Annotated in this window: 16 protein-coding genes; 6 read left to right on the plus strand and 10 right to left on the minus strand. The window is 72.1% G+C overall.

Annotated elements, in window-relative coordinates:
* Positions 1 to 273 precede the first annotated feature (273 nt).
* Positions 274 to 2,877, minus strand: coding sequence for an ATP-dependent chaperone ClpB (clpB, locus tag ACH4F6_RS22010; RefSeq protein WP_397961970.1), 2,604 nt, complete (start codon positions 2,875 to 2,877; stop codon positions 274 to 276).
* 119 nt (positions 2,878 to 2,996) lie between these two features.
* On the opposite strand from clpB, the gene ACH4F6_RS22015 reads away from it, so the two are divergent.
* Entirely contained in the window at positions 2,997 to 3,410 is a 414-nt protein-coding gene (locus ACH4F6_RS22015) for a pyridoxamine 5'-phosphate oxidase family protein (RefSeq protein WP_397961971.1), read from the plus strand.
* A gap of 270 nt (positions 3,411 to 3,680) precedes the next feature.
* Here the strand turns inward: ACH4F6_RS22015 and ACH4F6_RS22020 are convergent, their stop codons facing one another.
* A complete protein-coding gene (locus tag ACH4F6_RS22020; RefSeq protein WP_397961972.1) occupies positions 3,681 to 4,019 on the minus strand; it encodes a hypothetical protein in 339 nt (112 codons plus the stop codon).
* Positions 4,020 to 4,024: 5 nt separating this feature from the next.
* Positions 4,025 to 4,228, minus strand: coding sequence for a hypothetical protein (locus tag ACH4F6_RS22025; RefSeq protein WP_397961973.1), 204 nt, complete (start codon positions 4,226 to 4,228; stop codon positions 4,025 to 4,027).
* An 86-nt stretch (positions 4,229 to 4,314) separates the two neighbouring features.
* Between ACH4F6_RS22025 and ACH4F6_RS22030 the strand changes: the two genes are divergently transcribed.
* Both ACH4F6_RS22030 and ACH4F6_RS22035 read left to right on the plus strand, forming a co-directional pair.
* Positions 4,315 to 5,328 carry a helix-turn-helix transcriptional regulator gene (locus ACH4F6_RS22030; RefSeq protein ID WP_397961974.1) on the plus strand — a complete coding sequence of 338 codons (1,014 nt, stop codon included), beginning with the start codon at positions 4,315 to 4,317 and terminating at the stop codon, positions 5,326 to 5,328.
* A 239-nt stretch (positions 5,329 to 5,567) separates the two neighbouring features.
* Entirely contained in the window at positions 5,568 to 6,551 is a 984-nt protein-coding gene (locus ACH4F6_RS22035; RefSeq protein WP_397961975.1) for a LuxR C-terminal-related transcriptional regulator, read from the plus strand.
* Here the strand turns inward: ACH4F6_RS22035 and ACH4F6_RS22040 are convergent.
* Both ACH4F6_RS22040 and ACH4F6_RS22045 read right to left on the minus strand, forming a co-directional pair.
* The gene (locus ACH4F6_RS22040; protein ID WP_397961976.1) at positions 6,514 to 7,551 is read right to left on the minus strand and encodes a LuxR C-terminal-related transcriptional regulator; all 1,038 of its coding nucleotides are present in this window, start codon (positions 7,549 to 7,551) and stop codon (positions 6,514 to 6,516) included. The two genes, ACH4F6_RS22035 and ACH4F6_RS22040, sit on opposite strands and share 38 nt — an antisense overlap.
* 229 nt (positions 7,552 to 7,780) lie before the next feature.
* Positions 7,781 to 8,893, minus strand: a complete 1,113-nt coding sequence (locus ACH4F6_RS22045) for a sugar ABC transporter substrate-binding protein (RefSeq protein ID WP_397961977.1) — start codon at positions 8,891 to 8,893, stop codon at positions 7,781 to 7,783.
* A gap of 828 nt (positions 8,894 to 9,721) precedes the next feature.
* On the opposite strand from ACH4F6_RS22045, the gene ACH4F6_RS22050 reads away from it, so the two are divergent.
* Both ACH4F6_RS22050 and ACH4F6_RS22055 read left to right on the plus strand, forming a co-directional pair.
* Positions 9,722 to 10,078, plus strand: a complete 357-nt coding sequence (locus ACH4F6_RS22050) for a hypothetical protein (RefSeq protein ID WP_397961978.1) — start codon at positions 9,722 to 9,724, stop codon at positions 10,076 to 10,078.
* Between the two features lie 175 nt (positions 10,079 to 10,253).
* Positions 10,254 to 12,668 carry a PA14 domain-containing protein gene (locus tag ACH4F6_RS22055; protein WP_397961979.1) on the plus strand — a complete coding sequence of 805 codons (2,415 nt, stop codon included), beginning with the start codon at positions 10,254 to 10,256 and terminating at the stop codon, positions 12,666 to 12,668.
* 110 nt (positions 12,669 to 12,778) lie between these two features.
* On the opposite strand, the gene ACH4F6_RS22060 is transcribed toward ACH4F6_RS22055, so the two are convergent.
* The 5 genes from ACH4F6_RS22060 to ACH4F6_RS22080 all read right to left on the minus strand — a co-directional run bounded on the left by ACH4F6_RS22060 (position 12,779) and on the right by ACH4F6_RS22080 (position 18,184).
* Positions 12,779 to 13,246 (minus strand): heat shock protein transcriptional repressor HspR, encoded by a 468-nt coding sequence (locus ACH4F6_RS22060; protein ID WP_397961980.1) that lies wholly within the window; start codon positions 13,244 to 13,246, stop codon positions 12,779 to 12,781.
* 5 nt (positions 13,247 to 13,251) lie between these two features.
* The gene (dnaJ, locus tag ACH4F6_RS22065) at positions 13,252 to 14,427 is read right to left on the minus strand and encodes a molecular chaperone DnaJ (RefSeq protein ID WP_397961981.1); all 1,176 of its coding nucleotides are present in this window, start codon (positions 14,425 to 14,427) and stop codon (positions 13,252 to 13,254) included.
* A 33-nt stretch (positions 14,428 to 14,460) separates the two neighbouring features.
* The gene (gene grpE, locus ACH4F6_RS22070) at positions 14,461 to 15,120 is read right to left on the minus strand and encodes a nucleotide exchange factor GrpE (protein ID WP_397961982.1); all 660 of its coding nucleotides are present in this window, start codon (positions 15,118 to 15,120) and stop codon (positions 14,461 to 14,463) included.
* Positions 15,117 to 16,964, minus strand: coding sequence for a molecular chaperone DnaK (gene dnaK / locus ACH4F6_RS22075; RefSeq protein ID WP_397961983.1), 1,848 nt, complete (start codon positions 16,962 to 16,964; stop codon positions 15,117 to 15,119). Before dnaK ends, grpE begins: the two co-directional genes overlap by 4 nt.
* Before the next feature lie 95 nt (positions 16,965 to 17,059).
* The gene (locus ACH4F6_RS22080; protein WP_397961984.1) at positions 17,060 to 18,184 is read right to left on the minus strand and encodes an MraY family glycosyltransferase; all 1,125 of its coding nucleotides are present in this window, start codon (positions 18,182 to 18,184) and stop codon (positions 17,060 to 17,062) included.
* Between the two features lie 420 nt (positions 18,185 to 18,604).
* On the opposite strand from ACH4F6_RS22080, the gene ACH4F6_RS22085 reads away from it, so the two are divergent.
* A complete protein-coding gene (locus tag ACH4F6_RS22085) occupies positions 18,605 to 20,896 on the plus strand; it encodes a (Fe-S)-binding protein (RefSeq protein WP_397961985.1) in 2,292 nt (763 codons plus the stop codon).
* Positions 20,897 to 21,019 lie beyond the last annotated feature (123 nt).

A 21,019-nucleotide genomic window follows, 5' to 3' on the forward strand; every position in this document is an offset into this window, starting at 1 on the left:
GCACGGAACCGGAGCCCGCACCGCCCCGAAGCCGGGCCCCAGGGCACGGAACCGGAGCCCGCACCGCCCCGAAGCCGGGCCCCAGGACACGGAACCGGAGCCCGCACCGCCCCGAAGCCGGGCCCCAGGACACGGAACCGGAGCCCGCACCGCCCCGAAGCCGGGCCCCAGGGCACGGAACCGGAGCCCGCACCGACCCGGGGCACGGGAAAGGCGGGCGGCGGCGGGGTGTCCGTTCCCGCCGCCGCCCGCCTCCGGATCCGTTCGCGGCCGTCAGAGCGTCTTCCCGGCTCCCGCCGCCGGCCCCACGATCAGCCCGTCCCCGAACACGGCCACCCGGACCGTGTCCCCGTCCTTGACCTCGCCGGCCAGGATCTCCTTGGCGAGCCGGTCGCCGATGGCCGTCTGGACCAGCCGGCGCAGCGGACGCGCGCCGTACGCCGGGTCGTTGCCCTCGTCCGCGAGCCAGAGCAGCGCCTCGTCGGTGACGTCGAGGGTCAGCCGCCGCTCGGCCAGCCGCCTGGCGAGCCGGTCGATCTGGAGCCGGGCGATCCGGCTCAGCTCGTCCTTCGTCAGGGCCGAGAAGACGACCAGGTCGTCGAGGCGGTTGAGGAACTCCGGCTTGAAGGAGGCCCGCACCACCTCCAGCACCTGCTCCCTCTTCTCCTCCTCCGTCGAGAGCGGGTCCACCAGGAACTGGCTGCCCAGGTTCGACGTCAGCACCAGGATCGTGTTGCGGAAGTCGACCGTGCGGCCCTGTCCGTCCGTCAGCCGTCCGTCGTCCAGCACCTGGAGCAGGATGTCGAAGACCTCCGGGTGCGCCTTCTCCACCTCGTCGAGGAGCACGACGCTGTACGGCCGCCGCCGCACCGCCTCCGTCAGCTGGCCGCCCTCCTCGTAGCCGACGTAGCCGGGCGGCGCGCCGACCAGCCGGGCCACGCTGTGCTTCTCGCCGTACTCCGACATGTCGATGCGGACCATCGCCCGCTCGTCGTCGAAGAGGAAGTCGGCGAGCGCCTTGGCCAGTTCGGTCTTGCCGACACCGGTCGGCCCGAGGAACAGGAAGGACCCGGTCGGGCGGTCGGGGTCGGCGATCCCGGCGCGCGAGCGCCGTACGGCGTCGCTCACCGCGCGGACGGCCTCGCCCTGCCCGATGAGCCGCTTGCCCAGCTCCTCCTCCATCCGCAGCAGCTTCTGCGTCTCGCCCTCCATCAGGCGGCCCGCCGGGATCCCGGTCCAGGAGGCGACGACGTCGGCGATGTCGTCGGGTCCGACCTCCTCCTTGACCATGGTGTCCCGGGCCACCTCCTCCTCGGCCTCGGACGCCGCCTCGAGGTCCCGCTCCAGCGCCGGGATCTCGCCGTACAGCAGCTTGCTGGCGGTGTCGAAGTCGCCGTCGCGCTGGGCGCGTTCGGCCTGGCCGCGCAGTTCGTCGAGCTTCTCCTTCAGCTCGCCGACCCGGTTGAGGGACTGCTTCTCCTTCTCCCAGCGGGCGTTGAGGCCGCGCAGCTCCTCCTCCTTGTCGGCGAGGTCGCGGCGCAGCTTCTCCAGCCGCTCCCGGGACGCGGCGTCGGTCTCCTTGTCGAGCGCCAGCTCCTCCATCTTCAGCCGGTCGACGGCGCGCTGGAGCTCGTCGATCTCGACGGGGGACGAGTCGATCTCCATGCGCAGCCGGGAGGCGGACTCGTCGACGAGGTCGATGGCCTTGTCCGGCAGGAAGCGGGAGGTGATGTACCGGTCGGACAGGGTCGCGGCCGCGACGAGCGCGCTGTCCGCGATCTGCACCTTGTGGTGGGCCTCGTACCGGCCCTTGAGGCCGCGCAGGATCGCGATGGTGTCCTCGACGGTCGGCTCGGCGACCAGCACCTGCTGGAAACGCCGCTCCAGGGCCGGGTCCTTCTCGATCCGCTCGCGGTACTCGTCGAGCGTCGTCGCGCCGACCATGCGCAGCTCGCCCCGGGCGAGCATGGGCTTGAGCATGTTGCCGGCGTCCATGGCGGAGTCGCCGCCGGCGCCGGCGCCCACCACCGTGTGCAGCTCGTCGATGAAGGTGATGATCTGGCCGTCGGAGTCCTTGATCTCGGCGAGGACGGTCTTCAGCCGCTCCTCGAACTCGCCCCGGTACTTGGCGCCCGCGACCATCGCGCCCAGGTCCAGCGCGACCAGCCGCTTGTCCCGGAGCGACTCGGGCACGTCGCCCTTCACGATCCGCTGGGCGAGCCCCTCCACGACGGCGGTCTTGCCGACGCCGGGCTCGCCGATGAGCACGGGGTTGTTCTTCGTGCGGCGGCTCAGCACCTGCACGACCCGCCGGATCTCCTGGTCCCGCCCGATGACCGGGTCGAGCTTGCCCTCCCGGGCGGCGGCGGTGAAGTCGGTGCCGAACTTCTCCAGCGCCTTGTACTGCCCCTCGGGGTCGGCGGTGGTCACCCGGCGCCCGCCGCGCGCCTCGTGGAAGGCGTCGGCCAGCTTCTTCGGGGTGGCTCCCTGGCGGGTGAGCACCTCACCGGCCTGACCGCCCTTGGCGGCGATGCCGATGAGCAGGTGCTCCGTCGACAGGTACTCGTCGCCCAGCTCCTTCGCGCGCGCCTGCGCGTCGGCGATCACGGCCAGCAGCTCGCGGTTGGGCTGCGGGGGCGCGACGGTGGACCCGGTCACGCTGGGCAGCGAGCCGAGCACCTTCTCGGCGCCGGCCCGCACGGCGGCCTGGTCGGCGTCGACGGCGGCGAGCAGATCGACGATGTTCTCGTTGTCCTGCCCCTGGAGCAGCGCGAGGAGCAGATGGCCTGGGGTGAGATCGGGGTGTCCCTCGGACACGGCCCGGTTGCCGGCGGCCTGGATCGCTTCCCGGCTCCGGTTGGTCAGCTCGGCGTCCACGTTCGCTGTCTCCTCCTTGCGTCAGCCGTCTCCACTACTGACTCCGTCAGCGTACACAAAGTTGAGTCTATTCCGCTCAAGGTGGCGCACGGAAGCCGCCGAGCGGTTAGGTTCCGACCATGGCCGCATACCCCCAGGACCCGGGCGCTCCCGACGCGCCGTACCTCGCCTTCTGGCGCGAACGGCACCTGTGCACGCTGACCACGCCCCGCCCGGACGGTTCTCCGCACGTGGTGCCCGTCGGCGTCACCTACGACCCGGGGGCCCGGCTGGCCCGGGTGATCGCCGACAAGGCCAGCGCGAAGGTGAGGAACGTGCGGGCGGCGGGCGCCGAGGGCGCCCGGACGGCGGTCTGCCAGGTGGACGGCCGCCGCTGGGCCACCCTGGAGGGCCGCGCCTTCGTGCGCACGGAACCGGACCGCGTCGCGGAGGCGGAGCGCCGCTACGAGGAGCGCTACGGCCGGGCCCCGCGCCCGAACCCCTCGCGCGTGGTGATCGAGATCGAACTGACCCGGGCGATGGGCCGGGGCTGACCCGGACGACGGGCCGATGAACCGGGGCTGACCCGGACGGCGGGCCGATGAACCGGGGCCGACCCGGACGGCGGGCCGGAGCCCCGGGAGGCGACGCGGCCCGGCATATCCCGGGTGACCGGATCCACACCGGCCTCTTCCGGCCACCGGGCGAGCCACCCGTACCCGACATGTCCGCACGAAATGCAGCGGCGTCACCGTGTTCAGGTCACGGTGACGCCGCTGCGGGGGGAAGCACCTGAGGCGATCTGTTACGACGGGGGAATCGCGTCAGGCACTGCGGGGGGTGGCTGAAATGGTCCTGGGGGCCGGCGGGCTCGCCGACTCCGCCAGCTGGTGGTCGCGCTGATCGAGGTTCACGAAGATCATTCCGTACCGGATGGCACACCGTACGGGCTGCGGCGCCCCGCGAGGCCGCCGCAGGCACCGGTAGGCCCTTACGTCGTCGTCCTCGTCCCGCGTCACGACCACCGGCTCCCCGAACACGGTCACCATCAACGAGTCGCCGCTGTGGGGGATGGCGGTGACCAGGTCGATGAAGTGCCAGCCGGAGCGGTAGGCGGTGGCCATCTCGCGGCGGAACGAACGGTCGTCAGGTGGTGTGGTCATCCCGATCAGTCCCACCTGCTGTCAAAGGGGACGGCCTGCGTGTCCTCGACGGCGGCCGCCACGGTCACGGCCCGAGCACCACTCGTCTCGTGCGCGTCGCTCTTCGCTTCGGAGAGGCCGACCAGGGTTCCGACGGCCACAACGGCGGAGAAGGCGGCGACAAGCACCGAGCGAAGCATTCTCTTACGCATAGTCGGCTTCGTCCTCACTTGAAGGTCCCCTCTTCCCCCGTCGAGTAAGACGATGGCTCATTCAGGCACGTCATGGCCACACGATCGGTGCATCATGTTCCTGCATGTTCAGGACCCTGGGGGGTGGAGATTTGGCAACAAATGGGACTAAGGCGGCACATCCCCATGCGGTGACCGAGTTGTGTGAGGAGGGACGCCGCCTCTACGCGAACGCCCTGCGCAACGGCCGCATCCAGCGGGCCGACGTCGAGCCCGCTCCCTGCCTGATGGAGTTCGCCCTGCTCCACCCCGACCCCGACGACGCGACCTGGCTGCGCCCGGTGCCCCCGTCCGTCGCCCTGGCCCAGCGCCTGCACCCCATCGAACGCGAGATCACCGAGAGCCGGCGGCGGTCCATCGCGCTCACCGAGGTCTTCGAACCCTTCATGGCCCTCAGCGCCCAGGAGACCGCCCCCACCCACTCGATCACCGTGCTGGAGGGCCTCGACCGCATCAACGCCGCGCTCGACCTCGCCACCGCCCAGTGCCGGACGGAGATGCTCACCGTCCAGCCCAGCGGCCGCCGCAGCCCCGAGAACCGCCTCCTGGAGGCGCTGGAGCGCGACAAGCCGCTGATCGAGCGCGGGGTGCGCATCCGCACCCTCTACCAGCACACGGCCCGCTACAGCCCCGACCGGCTGGCCTACGTGGACCAGTTCACCGACGGCAAGGTCGAGTACCGCACCATCGACGAGCTCGTCGAGCGCCTGATCATCTGCGACGAGAGCGTGGCGTTCATCCCCATCCGCGACGACCGGCAGGTCGCCCTCGAGCTGCGGCACCCGGGCCTCGTCCGCTACCTGACCAAGGTCTTCGAGTTCATGTGGGGCCGCGCGGTGCCGCTGCGCGCGGGCACCCCCTACGAGACCGACCCCGACGGCATCACCGACATCCAGCACTCCATCGCCAAGCTCCTCGTCGAGGGACACGTCGACGAGGCCATCGCCCGCCGCCTGGGGATGAACGTGCGCACCTGCCGCGCCCACATCGCCAAGCTCGCCACCGCCCTGGGCAGCGGCAGCCGCGCCCAGCTCGGCTACCTCATCGCCCAGTCCGGACTCCTGGACCGCGAGCACTGACCCGCCCGGCCGGCCCGGCGGAACCGCCCCGCACAGGCCGCCGGCGCCACCTGGACGGCCCCGCGGCGCCCGCTCGCCGTCCCGGGGCGCCGGCACCCCCGACGGGCCGTCAGGGCCGCACCCGGCGGGCCGCCGCCGTCCCGTGCCGGAGGCGGCGCGCTCCCCGCCCGCCCCCGCACCGCACCCCCCGCACCGCCCCCCACCGAACCAGGGACCCCCACACCCGAGGAGAACCACGCGTGACTGCGGCAGCGCACGACCATGGACCGGAGGAGCCCTGCGAGGCCGCCCTGGAGCTCTATGCGCGCGCCCTGCGGTCGGGCCACGTCCCGGCGCAGGAGGCGGAGTCCCACCCCTGCCTGGTCGACACCGGGCTGCTGCGGCCGGACCGCGACGACCCCCGCCGGCTGCGCCCCCTGGCCCCGGCCCTCGCCCTGCCCCGGCTGCTGCGCTCCATCGCCGACGACATCGCCCGCCGGCGCCGGCAGGAGACCCGGCTGACGGAGGCGTTCGAACCGCTGCTCGCGCTCGCCGTCCCGGGCGCCGAGCCGGCGGACGGCGGCGAACTCCGCCTGATCAGCGGACTGGGCCGGATCAACCAGGTCATCACCCGGACGATGACCCGGGCCTCCGGCGAGGTCCTCACCGTCCAGCCGCACGCGAGCCACGTGGGCCCGCCCCCGGAGGTGCACGCCGAGGCCCTCGAACGCGACCAGGCCTTCCTCGACCGCGGCGGCCGCATCCGCACCCTCTACCAGCACACCACCCGCCACATCCCCACCGTCCAGGCCCGCTACGAACGGCTGCACGGGGACGTGGAGGCCCGCACCCTGGACGAGATCACCGAGCGCCTCGTCGTCGTCGACCGCGCGGTCGCCTTCATCCCCGCCAGCAAGGACCGCACCCTGGCCCTGGAGGTCCGCCACCCGGCCCTGATCGACTACTTCGCCACCGCCTTCGACCGCCTCTGGCGGCTGGCGACCCCGATGTACCCCGAGTCCGTCCGCACCCCCAGCCTCAACGGCGTCACCCCCCGCCAGCGCGCGATCGCCGCGCTCCTCGTGGAGGGCCACACCGACACCGTCATCGCCGACCGGCTCGGCATGAACGTGCGCACCGCCCGCGTCCACATCGCCAAACTGGCCGCCACCCTCGGCAGCGAGAGCCGCGCCCAACTCGGTTACCTCATCGGGCGGTCCGGGATCCTGGACCGGGAACGATGACGGGAGCGGCCGGCCCCGGCACCGGACCGTCCAGCCCCACCTGGGCGATCCGCACGCCCAACTGCGTACGGCTGGCCGCGCCCAGCGTCTCCGACAGGCGGGCGATGTGGGCCCGGCAGGTGCGGACGCTGATGCCCAGCCGCTCCGCGATCACCGCGTCCTGGTGCCCCTCCGCCAGCAGCGCCGCGATGGACTGCTCCCGGTGCGAGATGCCCTCGATCCGGGTGTCGGGCAGCGGCGCGGTCAGCGGGATCGCCAGCCGCCACAGGCGCTCGAAGACGGTGACCAGGTAGGCGATCAGGGCCGGGTGCCGCAGCTCCAGCGCCATCGTGCGGTCGGCGTTCGCGGGGATGAAGGCGACCGTGCGGTCGAAGAGCATCAGCCGGTCGACGACCTCGTCCAGGGTGCGCGCCTCGACCGTGTCGCCCATCAGCTCCAGGTAGTTGAGCAGGCCCTGACCGTGCCGGGCCACGTGGTTGTACAGGTCCCGCATGCGCACGCCCCGGCCGCGCAGCGCCAGCGCCCGGTGCAGTCCCTCGGACAGTTCGTGCTCGCGCCGGATGCCGCCGGGCTGGACCGTCAGCACCTCGGTCCGGCACGCCTCCGTCGCCTGGTCCAGCGCCGCCTGGATGCGGGACGCGCCGTCCAGGACGCGGATCGCCGCGCCCTCACCGGCCGCCGCGGCCGGCGCCGGCCCGCCCAGGCCCGCGTACCACTCGAAGGCGGCCACCGCCGAGCCCATCCGCCGCTGGCTCGCGCTGACCTCGTCGTACAGTCCGCGCAGCAGCCGGGTCATGACCTCCTGCGGGGAGGTCGGCACCAGCCACTCCATGTCGTCGGGGTCGGGGTGGAGCAGGGCCAGCTCCAGCAGACAGGGCACCGGCTCGGCGTCCCGGCGCGGCACCCGGCCCCGCCGTACGGCCCGGGAATACACGCGATCCCCGGCCTCGCACAGTCGGTCGGCACCGTGAGGATGCTCCTCCGTCCCGTGCCCGGCCATCGCCCATCCCACCCCCGCCGTCCGCCGCTTCGCAGCGCCACTATGCGCGGCCCCCGACCGGCTCCGCAACACGGCTCCCCACTCCGGTGCCGTGGAAAACCGCCCGTACGTACGGCTTTCTCCCGGCCTCCGCCCGCCGCGCTGCAACAAGCTGGGGGTCGGCCGCACGGCGCGGCGGGCACGAAGAAGGGGACACGCGCCGCGTGTCCCCCTCCCGTCGCCGTCGGCGTCAGTTCAGCTTGATGGCCTGGCAGGCGGCCTGGTACTTGGCGGTGCAGATGTCGGACACCTCGTAGATGCCGTCCGCGACCACGGTGCTCTCGATGTTGCTCTTCGTCAGCGCGACCACGGTGATCAGCTGGGCCGGGATGCCCTTGTTCGTGGGGCTGTCGACCGTGTCGCGGGTGAGGGCGTCGAACTGGATGTCGCGGCCCTGGACCTTGGCGACGGCCATCTCCGCCGCGGCCTCGGCCATCTGCGGGTAGGACTTGTACACGCTCATGTACTGCTCGCCGCTGATGATCCGCTGCACCGCCACCAGCTCCGCGTCCTGGCCGGTGATGGGGGGCAGGTCGTCGCCGCTGACGCCCGCGGCCTCCAGGGCCTTGATGACGGCGCCGGCCATGCCGTCGTTGGCGGCGTAGACGGCCGCGATGTTGTTCTTGCCGATCTTCTCGATCGCCTCGGTCATCTCCTCCTGGGCGATCTCGGGCTTCCACCCCGGGGTGTCGTAGGAGGCGGCGATCGTCACCCGGTCGTTGAGCTCCGAGAGCGCGCCGTCCTTGAACTGCTTGGCGTTCGGGTCGGTGGTCGAGCCGTTGATCATGACGATCTTGTCGGAGGTGTCGGCGGAGCCGATCGCCTCCACCAGGGTGCGGCCCTGCACCTCGCCGACCAGCTCGTTGTCGAAGGAGATGTACGCGTCGATCGGGCCCTCGGCGAGGCGGTCGTAGGCGATGACCGGGATGCCCGCGTCCTTGGCCTTCTGCACCGTGTCCGCGATGGCCTTGGCGTCGACGGCGTCCAGCAGGATCAGGTCGACCTTCTCGTCGATCATCCGCTGCATCTGGGTCACCTGGGTGTCCGCGTCGGCGTCCGCGTTGGCGTACTCCGTCTTGCCCTTGTTGGCGGTGAGGGAGGCGACCTTGGCCTTGATGATGGGGTAGTCGAACTCGTCGTACCGGGTGTTCGCCTTCTCCGGCATCAGCACGCCGATGGTCATCTCGTTGCCCTTGGTCGGCGTCGCGTCACCGGCGTCCTCCGTCGCGCCTAGCACCCCGCACCCGGCGAGGGAGACGGACAGCGTGGAGGCGGCCACGGCCATGGCGATACGACGACGCATTCGGGGGCTCACTTCAGGTGCGTTTCGGACATGGGTGCGACTTGGTGACCCAGGTGTCTGAAAAGCCAACGCGTCAGCCGCCGCCGCCGTCAAGCCGAACTACTTAACGAAGTAACAACATCACCCTCCGCTTAGCGCGTGAAGACGCATGGAGACCGGGCGGAAACTCCTCCAAACACTCTTTACGGGCCCTCCACTCCACCGGAGTTCACGAGGAGACGGAGGAACCGCACGGGCGGCGCGGGGGCGACACGCCCCCGTCGCCCCCGCGGCGAGCGGGGCCGCGTCCGTCGCACCACAGCCCCACCGCCGTCGCAATGCGGCCGTGACCTGCGGAATCGCCACTTCCGGCGCTGCGGCGAAGGGGTGACGCAGCGACACTCGATCAGGCACCGGAGCCGGGGCACGACGGGTGCGCCGCGGGCCGCCGAGGGGAACGCGGAACCGGGCGGCATGCGGTGCTCCCTCTCTTCTCACCGTGCCTCCGGGCGCCGGCCCCGCCGTGCCGCACTCCGCGCTCCACGCGCGCCGTCGCCGTTCCTCTTCCGACTCACCCGGCGCGCTGCCGTCACGGTCCCGGTCACCGTCACCGCAGCGCGCCCCGGCGATCCCTGGGCGGAATCCGCCATGTCCGCGTCCGCCCCGTCCCGTCACCGCCCGTCGCTCGCGCACCCTGGCCGCGACCACCGTCGTCGCCGCCGTCGCCGGGACCGCCCTCGTCCCGGCGACCGCCCCGGCCGCCGGCGAGGCGGGCGACGCGCCGCTCACGACGACGCCGGGCGCGCCCGCCCCGAACGCCCCGCTCAAGCGGGCGGGGCGACGGAACCGGTGATCCTCACGGTCGCCAACTCCTCCGACACGGAACGGGAGTTCTCGGCGTGGCCGTCCGGTGAGCCGGACGGCCCGAACCCGCTCCCGGCCGACTCCGTCGTCTTCGACGTGACCGCGGTGAACGCGCCCGCGACGAAGTCCCTCGTCGGCCGGCAGGACGGCTTCTTCCAGGGCCCGTTCTTCCCGGCCACGACCGCCCCGGGCTCCCCCTCGGCCTCCCCGTCGACGCAGCCGTCCGGGTCCCCGTCCGCCTCCGCCCCGGCGGGCCCGTACGCGGGACTCGCCGCCGTCCTCGGGGCCCTCGGCGCCACCGCGACCCGGCTGGGCCTCCGCCGCCGTTCCGCGCGTGGCTGAGCACCCGTCACCGCGCCGGACCGGGCCGCGTCACCGGGCCCGCGCCACCGGATCCGCACCACGGGACCCGGCCGACCCCGTCCGGAGCGGAATCCGTACAACCAATCGGCGTCCTGACCGGTCCTGTCCGGCGACGGCTGATCACCGCCGTCGCCGGACAGGACCGAAGGACCGAATGAACCGAGTCAGACGCACGACCGCCGCGGCGGCGACCGGGGTCGTGCTCGCCACCGCGGGCGGCCTGCTCACCGCGGCCACCGCCCCCGCCTCCGCGGCGGCCACCTGCACCTCGCCCGTCTACACCAGGCAGCTCTTCGCGAACACCTCCTTCTCGGGCACGCCGAAGCGGACCGACTGCGACGCCGCGGTCAGCGAGAACTGGGGCACGGGCGCCCCCGCCTCGGGCCTGCCGTCCAACAACTTCGGCGTCCGCTGGACGGTGACGCGCGACTTCGGCTCGGGCGGACCCTTCGCCCTCACCGCGTCCGCCCAGGACGGCATCCGGGTGTACGTCGACGGCGTCCGCAGGATCGACCTGTGGCGGAACGTCTCCTCCACGGTCACCAAGACGCTCAACCTCACCGTCCCCGCCGGGAAGCACACCCTGCGGGTCGACTACGTGAACTGGACGGGCGCGGCCGGCGTCAAGTTCACCTACGCGCCCCGGACGTCGGCGACCGTCGACAAGGTCAGGCCGCTCACGCCGACGGGCGTCGCCGTGACGTACGACAAGGCGACCGGAAAGGCCCGGCTGACCTGGGCGCGGAACAAGGAGATGGACCTCTCCGGCTACCAGGTCTTCCGCCGTCAACAGGGCACCGCCTTCGGCACCGAGCCGCTCACCACGACCGCCTCCGTCTCCTACACGGACGCGACGGTGCCGCCGACCGGCAGGACCTACTACTACGAGGTCCGCGCCCGCGACAGGGCCGGCAACGTCTCCGCGGGGACCGCCGACAAGCCCGTCGTCACCGTGGACCGGACCCCGCCCGCGGCACCCTTCCTGGAGATGGACGCGTGCCCGCAGGGCATGCCCTACGCGGCGCCGGAAGCCGTCACCACCCCCGCGAACGCCGCCGACATCGCCTGGTACGAGATCCAGCGGTTCCTCCCCGCCACCGGGACGTGGACCACCGTCCACTCCGCCGCCAAGGGCGCGGCCTGCGACACCGGGCGCCCCGCCGACGGCGGCCGGGTCACCTACCGGACCCGGGCCCGCGACGCGGCCGGCAACTGGTCCGCGTACTCCGCCGCCACCACGTTCACCACCTCCGACCTGACGCCCCCGCCGCCCGTGACCGACGCCCGCGTCGCGTACCGGTCGGGCGTGCCCCACCTGGTGTGGTCACCGGTCGCCGGGGCCGCCTCGTACCAGGTGCTCCAGTACGACCCGGCGACCGGCGGCCACCTGGACGCCCTGCCCGGCGGCGGCGCCACCACGGCGACCGACGTCGTGCCGCGGCAGCTGCTCGCGGTCGCCGACGGCTACCGGTACGCGGTGCGCTCGGTGGACGCGAAGGGCAACGCCGCCGCCCCCGTGGAGATCGCGCTGGCCATGGCCGACCGGCCCGAGGCGATCCCGGCGTACCGGACCACGGCGACGCCGTACGGCGACGGGGTGGTGGTGGCGTGGAGCAGCACCGACCCGTGGGCCTTCGACGAGGGGCCGCTCCTCACGTACCGGCTCCTGCGGACGGACCCGGCCACCGGCGAGAGCACCGTCGTGGAGCTGTGCGAGCCGAACTCCGGCCGGGACGAGCCGCTGGAGCCCCCGTCGACGTACTGGACGTGGGCGGGCGACGACGTGCCCGCGTACGGCGGGCGCAAGGTCGTCAACGGCGTCTGCCGCGACGTGTCGGGCGCGTCGGAGACGACGTACGAGTACCGGGTCGTGACCGTCGACCCGTACGGGCACGCATCGCAGCCCGGCCCGGCCGCCACCGCGACCACACCGGACACCGAGCGTCCCTCCCCGGTCGAGGGCCTGACCGCCGAGGTCCTCCCGCTCGGCGTGCGGCTGACCTGGACGCCGCACCCCGACGACGACGTCCTCGGCTACCACGTGTGGCAGGGCACGACCGACCCGGACACCGGGGAGACGGTGTGGCGCGAGAACTGCTGGCGGGGCGACTCCCTCGCCGAGACGGAGATCATCTGCCCGACCGTCCCGGACGGCGCCACCCACGTCTACCGGGTGGCCGCCCAGGAGCGCGTGTACGACGAGGGGCCGGACTTCTTCAACACCGCGGACCTCTCGGTCACCCTGCCCGACACCCGGCCGCCCGGCTGGACCGGGACCGAGGTGCGCGAGGGCCAGTACCCCGACCTGTCCGTCGGCTGCTCCGAGAGCTCCGGCCTCGGGGACTGCGCCCGGCTGGCCCGCTACCGCGTGGAGCGCTGGGACCCGGCCGCGGCCGCCTACACCACCCTCACCGAGGGCGCGCTGGGCGACGCCCACGCGTACATGGACACGTCCGTGCACGAGGACCGGCTCGGTCTGTACTACTACCGCGTCGTCTGGCTGGACGCCTCGGGCGCACCGGCCGCGACCCGGTCGACGGCGTACGGCATCTGGGCCGGCTGGCTCTGACCGGCTCCGGGCCGCCGGCCGGTGCCGCCGGCACGGGGGCCGGCGGCCCGGCCGCACGCACGTGAAGGGGCCCGGAGGATCCTCCGGGCCCCTTCACGATGCCGGCGGCGTCAGTCCGGCGACTGCTGCCGCTTGGGCCGCCACACCACCAGTGCGCTGGTCTGCTGCACCTCCTGGTACGGCACCAGGTCACGGCGGTAGGACGCGTGGACCGCGGCCTCGCGCTGCTGCATGGCCGCCGCCGCGCCGTCCAGGGCCGCCTCCAGCTCCACGACGCGGGACTGGAGCGCGGCGACCTGGTTCTCCAGTTCGATGATCCGCTTGATGCCGGCCAGGTTGATGCCCTCGTCCTGCGACAACTGCTGGACGGTGCGCAGCAGTTCGATGTCACGGGCGGAGTAGCGCCGGCCCCGGCCCGCGGTGCGGTCCGGGGACACCAGACCCAGGCGGTCGTACTGGCGCAGCGTCTGCGGGTGCAGGCCGGAGAGCTGGGCCGCCACCGAGATGACGTAGACCGGGGTCTCCTCGGTCAGTTCGTACGGCCCACGAAAATTGTCACTGCGCCGACGGCCGTCCATCACTCTCAAGCTCCCTTCGCGGCCTCGAACAGCTCCGCCCGCGGGTCCTCGTCACCCGCGGTCGCCTCGCGATACGCCTCCAGTGCGTCACGAGCCTTCCCCGACAGGTCCTTCGGGACACTCACCTCGACGGTGACCAGGAGGTCGCCGCGGGTGCCGTCCTTGCGGACCGCGCCCTTGCCGCGCGCACGCATGGTGCGCCCGTTGGGCGTGCCGGGCGGCAGCTTGAGGGTGAGCGACGGGCCGCCCAGGGTGGGAACCCTGATCTCCCCGCCGAGCGCCGCCTCCGTGAACGTCACCGGCACGGTCACCGTGAGGTTGTCGTCCTTGCGGCCGAAGACCGGGTGCGCGTCGACGTGGACGACGACGTACAGGTCGCCGGCCGGGCCGCCGCGTTCGCCGGGGGCGCCCTTGCCGCGCAGCCGGATGCGCTGCCCGTCGGTGACGCCCGCGGGGATGCGGACCTGCATCGTGCGGGACGACTTGGCCCGGCCGCTGCCCTTGCAGTCCGGGCAGGGGTGCTCGGCGATCAGGCCGCGGCCCTTGCAGTCCGGGCAGGGGTCCGTCAGGGAGAAGCCGCCGCCCGAGCCCCGCGCGACCTGGCCGGTGCCGACGCAGGTCGGGCACACGCGCGGTGTGCCGTTCTTGTCGCCGGTGCCGGAGCAGGCCTTGCAGGGGGACTGGGAGGTCATGCGCAGCGGGACCGTCGCGCCCTCGATCGCCTCGGTGAAGCTGAGGGTGACCTCGGTGTCGATGTCCTGGCCCCGCCGGGGCTGGGTGCGGGCGCCCGTGGTGCCGCCGCGGTTGAACAGGCCCCCGAAGACGTCACCGAGTCCGCCGCCGAAGCCGCCGGCGCTCCCGCCCTGGGCGCCTCCGAAGAGGTCGCCCAGGTCGAAGTTGAAGGAGCCGCCGCCCGCGCCCGGCCCCGGGCGGAAGCCGCCGTTGCCGAAGAGGGCGCGTGCCTCGTCGTACTCCTTGCGCTTCTTGGGGTCGCCGAGCACGTCGTTGGCCTCGGAGATCTCCTTGAAGCGCTCCTCGGCCTTGGCGTTGCCCTTGTTGGCGTCCGGGTGGAACTCGCGGGCGAGCTTCCGGTACGCCTTCTTGATCTCGGCCTCGGTGGCGTCCTTGGGGACGCCGAGGACCTTGTAGTAGTCCTTCTCGATGAAGTCCTTGGTGCTCATCCTCGACGTCCCTCCTCTCTCATCGGTTCAAGCTCAGCCCTCGTCCGGGCCACCGCTCTCCTTGTCGTCGGCCGCCGTGTCGTTCTCCTCGGCCGGCTTGACCGTCTGGGCCCCCGGCTGGGGTTCGGCCACCGCCACCCGCGCGGGGCGGATGGTGCGTTCGCCGATCCGGTACCCGGGCTGGAGAATCGCCACGCACGTCGTCTCGGTGACGTCCGGCGCGTAGCTGTGCATCAGGGCCTCGTGGATCGTCGGGTCGAAGGGCTCGCCCTCCTTGCCGAACTGCTGCAGGCCCATCTTCGCCGCGACGGTCTCCAGCGACTCGGCGACGGACTTGAAGCCGCCGACGAGTTCGCCGTGCTCCCGCGCGCGGCCGATGTCGTCGAGCACGGGCAGGAGCTCGGTCAGGAGGTTCGCGATGGCGATCTCCTTGACCGCGATCCGGTCGCGTTCGACGCGGCGGCGGTAGTTCTGGTACTCGGCCTGGAGCCGCTGGAGGTCCGCGGTGCGCTCACCGAGCGCGGTGCGCACCTGGTCCAGCTGGGCGACCAGTCCGGCCGTCTGGTTCGCGTCCCCGGCCGGGGCCGGCTCCTCCGCCGCGGCGGAGGAGTCGGCCTTCGGCTCGGCGTCGTCGGGGGTGGCGCCGGAGGGGACGTCGGGCTTCTCCTCGAAGCCCGGGGTCTCCTCCGTCACGCGGCACCGTCCTTGCGCTCGTCGTCCACGATCTCGGCGTCCACGACGTCGTCGTCGGCCTTGGCACCACCGGCGGCGGCGCCCTCGGGGCCGCCCGCGGCCTGCGCGGCCTGGGCGTCGGCGTACAGGGCCTGGCCCAGCTTCTGCGAGACGGCGGCGACCTTCTCGGTGGCCGTGCGGATCTCGGCGGTGTCCTCGCCCTTGAGCTTCTCCTTCAGCTCGGCGACGGCGGCCTCGACCTCGGTCTTGATCTCACCGGGGACCTTGTCCTCGTTGTCCTGGAGGAACTTCTCGGTCTGGTAGACGAGCTGCTCGCCCTGGTTGCGGGCCTCGGCGGCCTCGCGGCGGCGGTGGTCCTCCTCCGCGTACTGCTCGGCCTCCTGGCGCATGCGGTCGACCTCGTCCTTCGGCAGCGAGGAGCCGCCGGTGACGGTCATCTTCTGCTCCTTGCCCGTGCCCAGGTCCTTCGCGGTCACGTGCATGATGCCGTTGGCGTCGATGTCGAAGGAGACCTCGATCTGCGGGACGCCGCGGGGCGCCGGCGGCAGACCGGTCAGCTCGAACATGCCGAGCTTCTTGTTGTACGCCGCGATCTCGCGCTCGCCCTGGTAGACCTGGATCTGCACGGACGGCTGGTTGTCCTCGGCCGTCGTGAAGATCTCGGAGCGCTTGGTCGGGATCGTGGTGTTGCGCTCGATGAGCTTGGTCATGATGCCGCCCTTGGTCTCGATGCCGAGGGACAGCGGGGTCACGTCGAGGAGCAGGACGTCCTTGACCTCACCCTTGAGGACACCGGCCTGGAGCGAGGCGCCGATGGCGACGACCTCGTCCGGGTTCACGCCCTTGTTGGCCTCCTTGCCGCCGGTCAGCTCCTTGACGAGCTCGGCGACGGCGGGCATGCGGGTGGAGCCGCCGACGAGGACGACGTGGTCGATCTCGTTGATGGAGACGCCGGCGTCCTTCATGACGTTGAAGAACGGGGTCTTGCAGCGCTCGAGCAGGTCCGCGGTCAGCTGCTGGAACTGGGCGCGGGTGAGCTTCTCGTCCAGGTGCAGCGGGCCCTCGGCGGACGCGGTGATGTAGGGCAGGTTGATCGAGGTCTCGGTGGACGAGGACAGCTCGATCTTGGCCTTCTCGGCGGCCTCGCGGAGGCGCTGGAGGGCCATCTTGTCCTTGGACAGGTCCACGCCGTGGCCGGACTGGAACTGCTTGACCAGGTAGTCGACGACGCGCTGGTCCCAGTCGTCACCACCGAGGTGGTTGTCGCCGTTGGTGGCCTTCACCTCGACGACGCCGTCGCCGATCTCCAGGAGGGACACGTCGAAGGTGCCGCCACCGAGGTCGAAGACGAGGATCGTCTGGTCGTCCTTGTCGAGGCCGTAGGCGAGCGCGGCCGCGGTGGGCTCGTTGACGATGCGCAGGACGTTGAGGCCGGCGATCTCGCCGGCTTCCTTGGTCGCCTGGCGCTCGGAGTCGTTGAAGTAGGCCGGGACGGTGATGACCGCGTCGGTCACCTTCTCGCCCAGGTAGGCCTCGGCGTCCCGCTTCAGCTTCTGCAGGATGAACGCGGAGATCTGCTGCGGGTTGAAGTCCTTCCCGTCCAGCTGGATCTTCCAGTCGGTGCCCATGTGGCGCTTCACGGACCGGATGGTCCGGTCCACGTTGGTGACCGCCTGGCGCTTGGCGACCTCGCCGACCAGCACCTCGCCGTTCTTGGCGAAGGCGACGACGGACGGCGTGGTCCTGGCACCCTCGGCGTTGGTGATGACGGTGGGCTCGCCGCCCTCCAGAACGCTGACGACGGAGTTAGTCGTGCCCAGGTCGATGCCGACCGCACGTGCCATGGTGATCTTCCTCCAGCTGACTTGAGTGGAACGGACTCAAGTGTGCACGAGGCTTCCCGCTGGGTCAACAGACCTGAGCCGCAGTGACTCAACTCTTATCCGTTCCTTACACGCAAGGAGCCGCTGACCTGCGAGGACGGCGCACGGCCCGGTGCCCGCAAGGGTGATTCCACCGGCCGCCGAGGGGGCCTCACCGAGGAGACGGGTTGACGCCGGACGCGACCGCGGGGCCGCCCGGGACCCTCCCCCGGGCGCGCGTGCACCGGCACCCGCCACAGCCCGAGGACGACGGCCAGGGCGCCGCCCGCCACCCACAGCGCGGCCCGCGCGTCCGTCCAGCCCGCGTGCACCAGGGTCCCGACGAGTACCCCGGCGAACGCCGCGACACCGATGACGACCGTCGCGCCCTGAGCGGTGAGCCCGAGCCGCCGCAACCGGTGGGCGAGGTGGTCGGGCCCGCGCCGCAGCAACGGACGCCCGGCCGTCCGCCGGGCCAGCACCACCAGGGCGGCGTCGGCGGCGGCGACCGCGGTGAGCGCGAACAGCACGGCCGCGCCGGCCACCGGGTCCTGCCCCGCGCGCGCGGTCACCGCCGCCGACGCCAGCAGGAACCCGGCGAACAGCGCGCCGCAGCCGCCGAGCGCCACGCGCGCGGGGGGCCAGTTGTGCATCAGGAACCCGGTCAGCGCGGCGGCGAGCACGCTCAGCAGCACCGCGAGCCCGTCCATCACCTCGGCGGCCGCGCACGCCCCCACCCCGAAGGAGGTGACGACCCCCACGGTGCCGGCCACCCCGTCGGCGTGGTCCAGGGCCCGGAAGGCGAGCGCCACGACGGTGACCCAGCCGACGGCCACGGCTCCCGCGACGACCCCGGTGTCGCCGTACGGCACGACGAAGGCCGCCGCGACCGCCGTACCGACCACCGGGAACCGCGCCTTGAGCCGCCACAGGTCCGTGACCAGCCCGAGCGCGGCGACGGCGGCACCGGCGGCGAGCAGCGACCCCACGCCCTCCCCGAGCGGAGCGAGCCCCGTCCAGTCCCCGAAGGCCGCGACCAGGCAGGTGGCCGGCACCACGGCCACTCCGCCCGACAGGGCCACCCGCCGCTGCCGCTGCCGCCGGTCCACCAGCCCGGCGCGCAGCGCGGGCGCGCGCAGCAGCGCGGCGAGGACGGCGGTGAGGAGCAGGGCGGTGGTGGCGGCGGCGATCCCGTAGAGCACGGATATAAATTAGCCAGGAATGTACCCATTCGATATGAATAACACGATCGATCGGCGGTGGATTCCGGCGGCCGCCGGTGACACCCGGCGCCGCACCGCGGCACTCCCGACGCCGCACCGCGGCACCCCCGGCGGCGTCGCGCGGCACCCGTCCGCCGCGCCGTGAGCGACCCGCCCCGGGGCGGCCCCGTCGCCGCTCGGGGCGCCCCTCCGCCCCGCCCCGGGGCGCCGGCCCCCGGGGACCTTCTGAGGCAACCCTCAGCGACGCAGATCACCGCACGCCCGGCTACAGTGCGGCGGAAGATAGGGGTAGTCTCAGACGGACTGCATAAGTTACCGCTTAGTAATTTCGGGGAACCCGTCTCGGAGCCCCGAGGACACCCCCGAAACCGAAACCCCTCGCAGGCCCGAGGAGCCCCCATGCAACTCGCCGCGATCATCGTGTCGCTGGCCCTCACCGTGGTCGGCGTCGCCCTGCTCGCCCGCGCCATCGGCCAGTTCGTCCGGTACTTCAAGCTGGGCCAGCCGGTCCCGGCCGGAGCCCGGACCGACAACCCCTACCAGCGCAGCGTGACACTGGTCCGCGAGTTCCTCGGCCACACGCGCATGAACCGCTGGGGCATCGTCGGCTTCGCCCACTGGTTCGTGGCGATCGGCTTCCTGACGCTGCCGCCGACGATCATCACCGCCTACGGCCAGCTCTTCCAGGCCGACTGGACGCTGCCCGTCATCGGCGGCTTCCTGCCGTACGAGCTGTACATCGAGTTCATCAGCGCGATGACGACCCTCGGCATCCTCGCGCTGATCGTCATCCGCCTGCTGAACCTGCCCTCGCGGCCGGGCCGCAAGTCGCGGTTCGCGGGCTCGAAGATGGGCCAGGCGTACTTCGTCGAGTACGTCATCCTCACCATCGGCCTGGCCATCTACGTGCTGCGCGGCCTCGAGGGCGCCCTGCACCACGTGGACCACTACGAGGCCGCCTACTTCGCCTCGTACCCGCTGGTCCTGGCCTTCAAGGGCCTGAGCGTCGCGACGCTGCAGAACCTGGTCTACTTCTTCGCCATGGTCAAGCTGGGCACGACCATGATCTGGATGATCACCGTCAGCCTGAACACCAACATGGGTGTGGCCTGGCACCGCTTCCTCGCCTTCCCGAACATCTGGTTCAAGCGCGAGGCCACCGGTGGCACGGCGCTGGGCGCCCTGCAGCCGATGACCTCCGGCGGCAAGCCGATCGACTTCACCGACCCCGGTGACGACGACGTCTTCGGCGTCTCCCAGGTCGAGCAGTTCTCCTGGAAGGGCCTGCTGGACTTCTCCACCTGCACCGAGTGCGGCCGCTGCCAGTCGCAGTGCCCCGCCTGGAACACCGGCAAGCCGCTCTCCCCCAAGCTGCTGATCATGTCCCTGCGCGACCACGCCCACGCCAAGGCGCCGTACCTGCTCGCGGGTGGCGGCAAGACCATGGAGGGCGAGGAGAAGGCGTCCGAGGAGCAGCTGAAGGACGTCCCGGCGGCGGCCCTGGCCGAGGCCGAGCGCCCGCTGATCGGCACCGCCGAGGAGAACGGCGTCATCGACCCCGACGTCCTGTGGTCCTGCACCACCTGCGGCGCCTGCGTCGAGCAGTGCCCGGTGGACATCGAGCACGTCGACCACATCGTCGACATGCGCCGCTACCAGGTCATGATCGAGTCCTCGTTCCCGTCCGAGGCGGGCACGATGCTCAAGAACCTGGAGAAGAAGGGCAACCCCTGGGGCCTGGCCAAGAAGCAGCGCCTGGAGTGGACGAAGGAAGTCGACTTCGAGGTGCCGGTCGTCGGCAAGGACGTCGAGGACCTCTCCGAGGTCGAGTACCTGTACTGGGTGGGCTGCGCCGGCGCCCTCGAGGACCGCGCGAAGAAGACCACGAAGGCCTTCGCCGAGCTGCTGCACATCGCGGGCGTGAAGTTCGCGATCATGGGCGGCGACGAGAAGTGCACCGGTGACTCCGCCCGCCGCCTCGGCAACGAGCCCCTCTTCCAGGAGCTCGGCATGGAGAACGTCATGGCGCTGAACATGGCGTTCGGCGAGGAGACGGACGACGAGGGCAAGGTCACGCCCGAGTCGAAGAAGCCCAGGTCGGCCAAGAAGATCGTCGCCACCTGCCCGCACTGCCTCAACACGCTCGGCAACGAGTACCCGCAGCTCGGCGGCGACTACGAGGTCATCCACCACACCCAGCTGCTCCAGCACCTCGTCGACGAGGGCAAGCTGATCCCGGTGACCCCGGTCGAGGGCATCATCACCTACCACGACCCCTGCTACCTGGGCCGCCACAACAAGATCTACACGCCCCCGCGCGAGATCATCGCCAACGTCCCCGGCCTGCGGAACGAGGAGATGCACCGCCACAAGGAGCGCGGCTTCTGCTGCGGCGCCGGCGGCGCGCGGATGTGGATGGAGGAGCGGATCGGCAAGCGCATCAACAACGAGCGCGTCGACGAGGCCCTGTCCCTGAACCCGGACATCGTCTCCACCGCCTGCCCGTTCTGCCTCGTCATGCTGACCGACTCGGTCAACGGCAAGAAGAACGAGGGCAAGGCCAAGGAGTCCGTCCAGGTCGTCGACGTCGCCCAGCTGCTCCTGGAGTCGGTCAAGACCCCGGCCGACGACGAGCCCCCGGCGGGCGCGTCCGAGACGGAGAACGAGCCGGAGCCGGAGCCGGCGAAGTAGATCCGGTGACCGGTGAGACAGATCCGGTGAGGTGACGGCCCCCTCCGAGGCGCCGCCCGTCGCGAAGCCCCCTGGAATCCGCCCCGCGGACCGGGGGGCTTCGCCGTGCCGTCCGGGGACGTA

It is taken from the genome of Streptomyces sp. NPDC017936, assembly GCF_044328485.1.
Lineage (GTDB): Bacteria > Actinomycetota > Actinomycetes > Streptomycetales > Streptomycetaceae > Streptomyces.